This window comes from Microcoleus sp. C2D2, from assembly GCF_036702495.1.
Classification (GTDB): Bacteria; Cyanobacteriota; Cyanobacteriia; order Cyanobacteriales; family Microcoleaceae; genus Microcoleus.
In genome coordinates this window covers 1-10,122 of sequence record NZ_JAUBTO010000213.1, presented here as the reverse complement: position 1 = coordinate 10,122, position 10,122 = coordinate 1, and the positions used below count along the sequence as shown (strand labels likewise).

6 protein-coding genes are annotated in these 10,122 nt (G+C 49.6%); 2 read left to right on the top strand and 4 right to left on the bottom strand.

The window, feature by feature from the left end:
• Positions 1–285: 285 nt before the first annotated feature.
• Positions 286–2,850 carry an SdrD B-like domain-containing protein gene (locus QUB61_RS35420; protein WP_333135685.1) on the bottom strand — a complete coding sequence of 855 codons (2,565 nt, stop codon included), beginning with the start codon at positions 2,848–2,850 and terminating at the stop codon, positions 286–288.
• Between the two features lie 226 nt (positions 2,851–3,076).
• Here QUB61_RS35420 and QUB61_RS35415 point away from each other — a divergent pair, with 226 nt between their 5' ends.
• On the top strand, positions 3,077–3,400 hold the full coding sequence (locus QUB61_RS35415; RefSeq protein ID WP_333135687.1) for a hypothetical protein: 324 nt from the start codon (positions 3,077–3,079) through the stop codon (positions 3,398–3,400).
• Between the two features lie 111 nt (positions 3,401–3,511).
• Here QUB61_RS35415 and QUB61_RS35410 read toward each other — a convergent pair whose 3' ends face one another.
• Positions 3,512–5,500 carry an SdrD B-like domain-containing protein gene (locus tag QUB61_RS35410; RefSeq protein WP_333135689.1) on the bottom strand — a complete coding sequence of 663 codons (1,989 nt, stop codon included), beginning with the start codon at positions 5,498–5,500 and terminating at the stop codon, positions 3,512–3,514.
• A gap of 258 nt (positions 5,501–5,758) precedes the next feature.
• On the opposite strand from QUB61_RS35410, the gene QUB61_RS35405 reads away from it, so the two are divergent.
• The gene (locus tag QUB61_RS35405) at positions 5,759–6,436 is read left to right on the top strand and encodes a peptidoglycan-binding protein (RefSeq protein WP_333135691.1); all 678 of its coding nucleotides are present in this window, start codon (positions 5,759–5,761) and stop codon (positions 6,434–6,436) included.
• A 920-nt stretch (positions 6,437–7,356) separates the two neighbouring features.
• Here QUB61_RS35405 and QUB61_RS35400 read toward each other — a convergent pair.
• Positions 7,357–9,237 (bottom strand): DUF1565 domain-containing protein, encoded by a 1,881-nt coding sequence (locus tag QUB61_RS35400; RefSeq protein ID WP_333135693.1) that lies wholly within the window; start codon positions 9,235–9,237, stop codon positions 7,357–7,359.
• 261 nt (positions 9,238–9,498) lie between these two features.
• Positions 9,499–10,122, bottom strand: a 624-nt coding sequence (locus tag QUB61_RS35395) for an RNA-guided endonuclease TnpB family protein (protein WP_333190359.1), incomplete at its 5' end; no start/stop codon positions are given.

The window sequence follows — 10,122 nt, the reverse complement described above, 5'->3', positions numbered from 1 at the left end:
TAATTGGGTCAACAGGTAAAAGATGAGTAATTTTACTCATTGACAATAGTGCTTTTAGCTTAACTTGTGAGTAATGCTCAAAGATAGTCGGTAAAACCCGCCTTTTGGAGCATCGGGATATATTTGTTGTAGAGGCGGGTTTCACGAAAAATATTTCCGGTAATTAAAGAAATCGATAAACCCGCCGCGCGAGCCTCTAATTATTGTCAAAACAGCAAAAAGCACGCCAAAACATGATTTGACGTGCAGTTTAAACAAGCTAGTTGCTAATTGCTGAGTCTCGAACTACAAATCCTTAACCTTAAAATCAGGTACTGGAGGAGCGCCGAACCCTAATGGAGATTTCTCGAGGAGACCGTTCTGTACTTTAAACAAATCGATCGAAGCCTCTGCCGACTCTTTCCACTTGTTGATGTCAACAAAGCTAACAGGTGGACTCTGAGGTACGATCAAGCTATCGACGCTGCTGGGATTAACCGTAGGACCGGATGAACGGCCGCCGTCTATCAACGCATCGCCGATGCTAGAAGCAGTTACCGTGCCGCCAGTCAGCGGATCGGCGGTGCTAGCACCAGTTGTTGCAGCCGTCGGTACTGGCGTCGGTACTGCACTAGGCACTGTAGTGGGGCCAGGCACGTTAAAGTTAACAGGATTAGGCCCAGTTGGGATCGGGAACGGGTTGTTAACACTCGCATCGAAGACTTCCAAAACCGAGTAATTGCCCGGGAACAAATTTGTAAACAGAGCAATCCCATTAGCGTCCGATCTGACCAGAGGTTCAGTTGCAGCATCGTAGCGACCGTTCCGGTTCAAATCCAAAGTAAATGGGATATTGGCAAGAGGCGGTTCGCCTGCATCTTGTAGGCCGTTGCGGTTGTCGTCTCGGAATTTTGGCACTGGCAAATCATAGCGCCGAGAGTCGCCAATCAAAGCGCAAGTAAAAGTTTGATTGGGGCCCAGAACGATATTTAGCGGTTGAGTCGTCTGGAAGAAACCAGGAGGAACTACCTCTCGAAGGTTATAATTACCGGGAGCCAAATTCCTGAACGCAAAGATACCAGACTCATTGCTAGTGGTACTGGCTTCCCCTGCATCGAGGGCGCCGTTGTTATTGGTATCGAGATAGACAGTAACGCCACTAATAGCCGGTTCATTTCCGTCTCGATAGCCGTTGAGGTTAAAGTCCTCGAATTTGCAACCAGTTATGTTGCTGTTCGGCGTATTGGCAAAAGTAACGTTAGCGTCCTGAGTGTTGAGAGTCAACGGAACGACAGCAGATGTAGAAGGCGAGAAACCACCCGGTACTACTTCCCGCACCGTGTAATTGCCCGGCTCCAAGTTGGTAAAAGCTCCTCTCCCTTGGGCATTAGTCTGTAGTTGTTGTTCTCCGGCGTCCGCAGCCCCATTATTGTTGGTGTCGAGGAAGACAGAGACACCGCTAAGGGCTGCTTCACCCTGAGTTGGCTCGTAGCGACCGTTTGCGTTCAGGTCATTGTATTTGAATACAGTGATGTTAGGTCTAGTGTTTCCCACACCACCAATCCCTCCAGATGCATTATTAGCTGGCACAGGAGAAAAGGTAAGTGCTGGTGACGGGTTAGTGGCTGGGAAAGGCACAGGAGTGTTTGCAAAAATCGGTCGTACACCCGTTGCTGCAATAGAAGCTTCTCCTGCTTGTTGGATGCTGTCGCGGTTGGTATCTACGAATTTAGGGTCGTTTGGTTTCAGTGTATAGGTTGTGTCTGTTACTAAGATTGGTTGCTCTCTGCTGATCGTACCCTGGAAGCGTGCCTGCGGCCCTGGCGCTGAAACCAGAGTGGGGTTGGGAGTGGTTGCTACTGGAGCATTCAGGTTGCCTGGGGCACCGCCACCTACTGCTGCAGGCAGTACAGATGGAAAAATTTCCAACACTGGATAATTGCCAGCTCGCAAATCCCGGAAGAGAACTACTCCGTTTGCGTCGGTAATTGCGATCGGTTCGGAGCCTTGATCCCAACCACCGTTCCCGTTCAAATCTAAAATGAAAGGTACGTTAGCAATGGGGGGTTCCAAAACTCCATTGACCAGATTTCGCGTGCCGCTGCGGTCTATATCCCGAAATTTGTTAACTTCAATTTGATAAAGCGGAGTGTCGCCAACTTGAGCGCAGGCAAAAGTTTGACCTGCGGCTACCGTCACGTCCAGTACGGGAATGTTGTTGGGTGGGGTGCTTTGGGGGAAATTTCTTTCTAGGGGTTCTCCGTTGATACCGTTGACTCGTTCTTCCCGAATCTTGTACGAGCCTGGTGCTACATTAAACGACCACGCACCATTTTTGTCTGTTAGGGTGTTCTGTTCCCCTGCATCGCGTTGGCCGTTGCCATTTGAATCAATATATATCCTGACATTTTTAATCCCCGGTTCATCGCCATCTCGAAAGCCGTCCCCATCTAGGTCTAGGTATTTGCATCCTACAATCCGGCTGCCTGTAACTGCGGTGTTGCCAAAGAAAACGTTGGCGTTTGTGTTTCCAAGATTGACTGCGAGGGGGTTGGGAGTAGTAGTACGGAAATTTGCAGGTACTGCGGTTTCCGTGATTAGGTAGTTACCTGGGACAAGATTTATGAATGAGAACGCGCCGTTAGCGTCCGTCGAGACTGAGAGGTCCTCAGTACCAGCATTAAATACACCGTTGGCGCCTGTTGCTGGTTCGAGGAGAAAGGGGATGTTTGCCAGACCTGGTTCATTTGGCTGTCTGATGCCATCCCCGTTCAGGTCATTGAACTTGATTCCTAAAATTGCCGGGCCGGCATTCCCAACCACAACTGGCTGTAATTGCTTGGCTGTGAGCTCTTCGTTATTTGAAGCCATGATTTCTCTCCTTCACACCTAAATCCACGTAAATAACAGACTACTGTATGGGTTGTAAGTTGCTGAGTAGTTTTTACTAATAGCTGACAACCGCTACTCGATTTTACATACGTCTGCACTTGAGGTAATGTTCCCCATCTAACACAACAATGCCTCAAGCTTTGTCGCTGGCAAGTATATCAGGTTTTGAAGAACCCTGGCAATTTGAGGGCAACATCTTCAAGATTTGCACGCCTTCTCTCTCCGTAGATACTTGCTGTTTCGAGCTTTAAAAAGCCTAAGACTGACTGCTCCCGGTGAGATCGAGTCCGGCATCGTTCTTGTTTGTCCTGGGAAAGCTGTGCTTGGCGATCGAGCGAGGCTGCGATCGCCCAGCACAGCGATCGGCAGCACCGATCGAGCTACCGGACTGGATCTGACTTGGCTAAGCCTGTCCATACGCCGATCGGGGTTGGGGGAATTGCCTGATAGTTTCTCATTTACAGAGATGCTACTGCCTCTGAATATTGCACCCAATATACAAGCCAGCTTCGGAGTTGCCGGAACTTAGGCTTGAGTGTTGGAGGTTGCCAACAATAGGGTATCACGCGAGCGCCCTTTCACCTCTTCCTTATTTTTATCTGCGGTTTGGGATTCCGGGCGATCGAGCGAATGTGTCACCCTACATAACCGAGAAATCTCTCGCGCCCACAGTGCTGATCGATTTCCCGATCGCCCCTTTAATTAATTCATTTTTCTTGACTAATTCACCGATTTGTGCATTAGTATCCAGACCGACATTATGTGGCCCAATGTTAGGAATATTGCCTAAATTCGCAACAGGTAGATCGACCAAAAAATCACTAATTCGATAACTATCACGACCCTCGCTCAAAAGCAAGCTATCCGCCCCCATATTACCTGCAGGTTGGGGTCCGGCATAGTTGCTGGCATCCGTCAGCGGGTCGCCCTTCAAGGATTTAGGCGACCAACCCTCAGCATCTGGCGTCACCAAATCGATGTTGCTAGCCCGAATCTCTGCCGACACAACAACCACCGCAGGCGGAGTCGTTAGAATGAAACCCGGCGGCGGAACTTCGCGGACAACATAACTACCTACCGGAACGTTGCGGAAACTGTAATTGCCTTGAACATCGCTTAAGGTACTCGCTTCACCCGGATCTAAACTGCTGTTGTTGTTGAGGTCGATGTAAATAGCAGAGTTGGCGATCGGCGGTTCCCCGGGATCTAGGCGGCCGTTGGCGTTAAGATCGTTAAATTTGACACCGGCGATCGTTCCCGTTACCAATACATTGCCAAAGCTGAGATTAGTGGCATTTGTGCCGTTGCCCACGGTGATGGGAGTCGGATTTGGCGTGGTTTGTCGAAAACCCGGCTGCGGGACTTCCCTGACCAAATAGGTGCCTTGAGGCAAATTGATAAAAGAGAAATTACCTTGAGGGTTTGTTAAAGTCGAAGGTTCGTTGGGATCTGGGGCGCCGTTGTTGTTGAGGTCAAGGTAAATCGGCCAGTTGGCAACTATCGGTTCCGTCGGTTCGTTGATACCGTTAGCGTTGAGGTCGTTGAACTTGAAGCCGCTGATGCTGCCGGTGGGAAGATTGTTGCCGAAATTGACGCCGACAGCGTTGGTATTGCCGATTATGTCGATCGGGCCTGGATTTGGCGTAGTCTGTACCCATCCCGGTTGCTGGACTTCCCTCACCAAATACCGGCCCTGAGAAACATTCGCAAAAGTGTAGTTTCCTTGCAGGTTTGTGATGGTGTTGGGTTCGCCCGGATCGAGGCTGCCGTTGCCGTTGAGGTCGAGGTAAATTGGCCAGTTGGCCAGAGGCGGGTCTGTTGCATCTCGGACGGTGTTGGCATTCAGGTCGTTGAACTTGAAGCCGCTGATGCTGCCGACAAAAAAGACATTGCCAAAATTGATGTTGTTGACCGTGGCGTTGGGAGTAACGTTAACCGGGCCGGGGTCAGGCGTGGTTTGGCGAAAACCCGGTTGCTGGACTTCTCTCACCCAATATGTATTTGCGGGAATATTGACAAAAGCGTAATTGCCTTGAACGTTTGTAAAAGTAAAAGGTTCGTCGCCGTCGAGCCTGTTGTTGCGGTTGAGGTCGAGGTAAATTTGCCAGTTAGCTAGCCCTGGTTCCCCGGGATCTGGGCTGCTGTTGTTGTTGATGTCGTTGAATTTTGTGCCTGCGATCGTCCCTGCGTTGAAGTTGTTGCCAAAATTGATATTGCCAACGTTTGTCCCGCTGGTAATCGTGATGGGTGAGGGATTTGGGGTAGTTTGGCGAAAGTTCGGCTGCTGGACTTCCCTAACTTGGTAAGTGCCCGGCGGCAGGTTGGCGAAGATGTAGTTGCCTTCCGGGTTGGTGAGGGTGGAAGGTTCGTTAAACTCTGGCTGGCTGTTGTTGTTGAGGTCGAGGTAGATTTGCCAGTTGGGAATTGGGACTTCTCCAGGATCGGGGCGGCCGTTGGCGTTGAGGTCGTTGTATTTGGTGCCGCTGATGCTGCCGACTTGGAAGTTCCCGATGTTGACGTTGCCGATGTCTATTTGGCTGGCGGTTCTGAATTCGGACATGGTGTTGCTGGGGCCCAAGGAACGCGGTTCAATGTTTTCTGTAGGGCAATCTAGCAGTTTTTTTGCCAATTGCAGCTATTTGAGAGGCATAAATTTTTTTTAGGAAAGGGAAGGGGAGGGGGAGAGGGGGAGAGGGGGAGAGGGGGAGAGGGGGAGAGGGGGAGAGGGGGAGATTGGGAGATTGGGAGATGGGGAAAAATCTTCACGCTTGACTTCTGGGCTTAACATCCATTTGTTACATTCCGTAGATTGCTCGTTGCCGAAATTCCCAATTTTTTCCAGATTTGATGTACGATCGCTACCAGTTTTGCAGAAGTCGAATTCCCAATGTCCCAAAACTTGACAGCAAGCTGGAATGACGCCCGCGAGGTTCCGATTTGGCTCGGAGGCTGGAGTTTGTGCGGTTTATTGCTCATGGGATCGATCGCCTCTACTCCTGCTGCCGCACAGCTACCTACCTCCGAACAAGGTAACATTAACAGCCCGATCGCTCAAACAGGTGCGATCGTCCGCCCCGCACTCAAATTAGGCAGCCGCGGCTCGGAAGTGATCGAACTCCAAGCTGCTCTTAAGTTGTTGGGCTTTTACGCTGACACTGTAGACGGGATTTTCTCGCAAAGCACCGCTAGAGCTGTGTTTCAGTTCCAGGAAGCAGCAGGTCTCGCCGCCGACGGCATAGTCGGTCAAGATACTTGGAACCGGCTGTTTCCTGTGGCTGGGAGTGCGATCGAAAACCCGATCGCCAACGCTCCTGTAACTGCCGACAATTCAGAGATTAACCCCCAAGTGCAGCCAACCAATTTTCCAGTTTTAAGAAGACGAATGCGCGGGCCGGCAGTCAAAGATTTGCAAGAACGGCTGCGGGCCAAGGGATTTTTGCGCGTGAGTGCTGACGGCGTGTTCGGTCCGGAAACTCAAGCTGCTGTCAAGGCCGCTCAGCGACAATACCAATTGCCAGCAGACGGCATTGTCGGTCGCGCCACTTGGGAAGCTCTGCTGCGTTGACTGTTGACTGTTGACTGTTGACTGTTGACTGTTAACTGTTGACTGTTAACTGTTAAGTAATGACTGTTGAGTGTTAAGCTGTTGCGGCATTTAAATAGAATGTCAACAAACAATTCGGTGTCTTGTGGGGTGGGCCGTCTAGCCCGCCCTGAATATGCAATTTAAATGCGTGACAGCTTAACAGCCAAAAACTGCTTGCTACTTCAAAATTTCAATATTTTAGGGCCTAGCATAGTCGATGTAACGCCGTACTTTGGTAAAAAAACCCCGTTTCTACCTAAGTCCTAGATTTTATTGGCCAAGTGCACATTGTGCGACCTACTAATTTTACAAATTGTTAATAATTAGTTTTGGGAGTATTTCTGCAGGTCAAAAAGTGTCAAGTTTGGTAAACAAAGTGTTGTTAGGCGCGCAGTTGGTGTTAACTTAAAAACATGAGGGGCAAAACCAAGAAGCACAAAAACTTGGATAAAAAATTTGGAATTAGAGTATTTGTCCCGATCGGCTCTAGTTCGCAGGCAACGCCTGAACCGTGTAGCTTATTAGCAAAGTAAGGTTGACATTGCCCTTGGGATTTGTTAAATAGCTTGAGGCTATTGGATTAATCAAAAGTTGCGATCGTACAGTCAAACACAGAAGTCTGAATAGACTCCGCTAGTAGCTAGCTCGCCAGCAGAGTAGTTGCCAAAAAGTCCACCTTAGTTGTAGTTTGCTGAAACTCAGCATAGCTAAAAACCCACTTGAATCAACTTAATTTACTAATGTTTTAGGGTCTGGCATCCGATATGCTAGGCCCTAAAATTTAGTCATTAGTCATCAGTCATTAGTCACCAGTCACCAGTTAACAGTTAACAGTCAACAGTCAACAGTCAACAGTCAACTAATGACTAATGACTAATGACTAATGACTAATGACCATTTCATTTAATGTCCTCAATTCGGGCACTCAAACCGTTAAGGGTGAGCATTTGTAGCAATTCCTCAGCTTTTTCGCGTTCCCGAAAAGCACCGGCTTGCATTACCGATCGCCCCCTGGAAAAAGAGCGAAAAGCACCGGGAACGAGGGATTGCATTTTTTGTCGATCGCCCGGTCTGTCGGTATCAACCACAACTCGATAGCGCAAACCCAAAGCGGACGGTCGATCGAATGACGGCGAACTCTCCCAAGAATCCGGCAAAGAATTCCCCCCTAAAGGTGCAGGTACATAGCCGCCCCTTCCTAGAGGAATGTTGCGATCCGGAACCGGCAATCTACCCTCGGAAGAAACCGAACTCGAACTATCAAAATAGGGAGGAATCATTGATTGCTGTACCGAAATTTCCGAAACCGATCGAGAATTCGGATCGGGCACGGGAATTGCGATCGCCCCTGGGACTACCGGTGAATCAGCAGCACTCCTCGGAGAAATATCTTGCCGCAACTGAGCCCTTGGCGGTGCCGATAGATTTTGCACCGTTCCCCTGGAAACGGTTTCCGGTGGCGAAATAGGGGCTCTTTCTACTCTGGGACTTAGCCGCCCGGGAGTGTAAACAGGCAGAGAAGTGTCTGGGCCACCGGTTCTGGGGGGTCGATCGATCGTTAGCTGCAAAGCACTGCCCCCAATTGGCGCCGGAGGGCTAAAACTTCCCGCCACATCAACCGAGCCCGTCGTCCGGCTGCTCAACAATTGATTCCCGTAAGCTGGGATTACTTGACCTGTGGCTGCATTGTTGACATCGTACTGACCGTTGTTGCGAATGACATTGCCCCCCGGTTCGGCTGCTGTTCCCAAATCCGGCAGAGCTCTGGCGATCGCCACAATTCCGTCCCGCTGGTTTCTCTCGATATAATTGTTACGCAGCACCGGTCTAGCATCAGCTTGCACCACCACGCCATCCTTATTGCGAGTAATTTTGTTGCCGATGAGCAGGGGCGAAGCGTTCTGCGCTACATTCACCCCAAATCCCGTGTTTTCAAACACGTTATCTCGAACTTCCGGCCGGGAACTGCCAAAAATCGTAATGCCGTTAGCTCCATTTTTCGAGAAAAAATTCCCGCCAATCGTCGGTCTGGAAGTACCCACTACCGAAATTCCGTCGTGAGTGCTCCCAGAAAAAGTATTGTTAACAACCGTCGGAGAACTCGATTCGATCCACAAAGCGTAACCGCGATAGTTGGTATTCGTCACCGTCACCCCGCTGAGTCCCGCCCCGTCTGCGCCTAAAATCGTGATATTTTGACCGGCCCAAGTCGGACTGATAAAGTCTCCTCCGCCTTTGATGACAATATTCTGACCGCGAGTGTGGGGATTTCCCTGAACTGTCACGCCAGGCGTGAGCATTAACGGAAATTTTTCGCCGGATTGAGCGCTGTAAGTACCGGGCGCTAGCAAAATTGCTGTCTTGGGCGGGGCCACGCTCAAGGCGTAGGTAAGGGTTTTGAAGGGAGCTCGATCGCTGCCGTTGCCCCCCGTGTCGCTGCCGCCGATCGAGCTGACGTACAGTATGTTAATGTCGCTCTCGAGGGTCTGAGAAAGTAGCTGCACTCCGGGTATCCCGGCCGCGATAACTGACGGTTGAGGGGTGCAAAAGGCGGTCATCGCAAAGACGAGCAGAAGGCAAGAACTCAAATAAGATTTTGGCGATCGCTTTTCTTTGCGCCCGGTCTGTTGTGAGTAAATCAGCATAAAAAAACGCAACTTATCTGCGATCCGAGTTTCGCCTCCGATGTTTCGTGTCAGGTTTTCGCGATCGAAGTTTAAATACCCCCGCCTGTTTGGGTTTTTTTCTGTTAATCTTTTGTGTTGTTCTGCTAACCTCACGGCTCTCCTCCGAAGTGTGGTATGCAGCTTAACGATTCCACTCTCATCAATTTTGATCTATTATGCTTCGTTTTCCCGAAATTCAATAAAACTTAAAAATTTGTCTAAATTAAATCGGTTGATGCCAAAATTAAGCCGATCGCTGTACTAGAATCTATACGGCGTGGGACAATGTAGCGGTTTGACTGGTAGGATTAATTATAATTAAGGTGGTTCTGATTGACATCCTCACGCCCGCTTACGCCACGGTGATTCCAAGAATCACTTCTTAGATCTTTCTGCTTCATCGCAACTGCCATCAGACTTATGCCTATCCGGTCTTACGTTCGCTCCACAGACTTTCACCGCAAGCCCTGCGGCAAGAATGTTTTGTGCTGCGTTGATATCTCGGTCATGGCGTGCGCCACAATTCGGGCAGTCCCATTCACGAATATTCAACGGCAGTTTTTCAACGATGTGACCGCACTTGCCGCATCGCTTAGAACTCGGAAACCATCGGTCAATCTTGACCAACGTGCGACCGTACCAGTCACACTTGTATTCAAGCTGCCTGACCAACTCACCCCAACTTGCGTCAGTGATAGAAAGAGCAAGCTTCCGATTCTCGACCATATTCTTGAGGGCCAAATCTTCGACGGCAATCGTTTGATTTTCACGTACCAATCGAATCGTCAGCTTGTGAAGAAAATCCTTTCTGGCATCAGCAATTTCTTGATGCACCTTTGCGACTTTAAGCAGTGCTTTGTGGCGATTGTTCGACCCTTTCTGCTTTCGACTCAATGCCTTTTGAGCTTTCTTGAGTTTGCGACGTTTTGCATTAAAGCCTTTGGGATTGGCAATCTTTTCACCGTCACTCAAAGCAACCAGACTTGTGACACCCAAATC

Bases quoted from the DNA above. Each gene is read 5' to 3' on its own strand.
- QUB61_RS35420 (WP_333135685.1), bottom strand. From the start codon at position 2,850: ATGGCTTCAAATAACGAAGAGCTCACAGCCAAGCAATTACAGCCAGTT.
- QUB61_RS35405 (WP_333135691.1), top strand. From the start codon at position 5,759: ATGTCCCAAAACTTGACAGCAAGCTGGAATGACGCCCGCGAGGTTCCG.